Raw genomic sequence first — 551 nt, 5'->3', positions numbered from 1 at the left:
CGAGGCCGCGCGGCTGGTGAAAGCGCCGAGCTGCCGCGACCTAGGCTTCGCGCTGGGCCCGCGGATCAACGCCGGCGGGCGCGTCGGCAAGTCCGACCTCGGCGTTCGCCTGCTGACCTGCAGCGACCCGGAGGAAGCGCGCACCATCGCCGCCGAGCTCGACCGCCTCAACGAGGAACGCCGCGCGATCGAGATGCTGGTGTGCGAGCAGGCCGAGGAACAGGCGGCCAGGCTCAACGGCGCGGCGGTGATCACGGTGATGAGCGGCGGCTGGCACCAGGGCGTGATCGGGATCGTCGCCGGCCGCCTGAAGGAGCGCTTCGGCCGGCCCGCGATCGTGATCGCCGAGACCGACGACGGCACCGGCAAGGGCTCGGGCCGCTCGATCTCGGGAGTCGATTTGGGCGCGGCGGTGCTGGCGGCAAAGGATAGCGGCCTGCTCACCGCAGGCGGCGGCCATGCAATGGCGGCGGGGCTAACGCTGCCCGCCGGCGGGCTCGAGCCGTTCCGCGCCTTCATCAGCGAGCGGCTCGCCGCCGACGTCGAGAAGG

At 73.1% G+C, this 551-nt stretch carries 1 protein-coding gene; it reads left to right on the top strand.

Annotated elements, in window-relative coordinates:
* On the top strand, window positions 1-551 hold a 551-nt coding region (locus GH737_RS15040), incomplete at both ends, for a DHHA1 domain-containing protein (RefSeq protein ID WP_230558867.1).

Origin of the sequence: Sphingomonas segetis, from assembly GCF_009720245.1 — a bacterium.
In the GTDB taxonomy this organism is placed as follows: Bacteria; Pseudomonadota; Alphaproteobacteria; order Sphingomonadales; family Sphingomonadaceae; genus Sphingomicrobium; species Sphingomicrobium segetis.
Note: the sequence above shows the minus strand (reverse complement) of the source record. Positions and strands in the feature narration are given on the sequence as shown.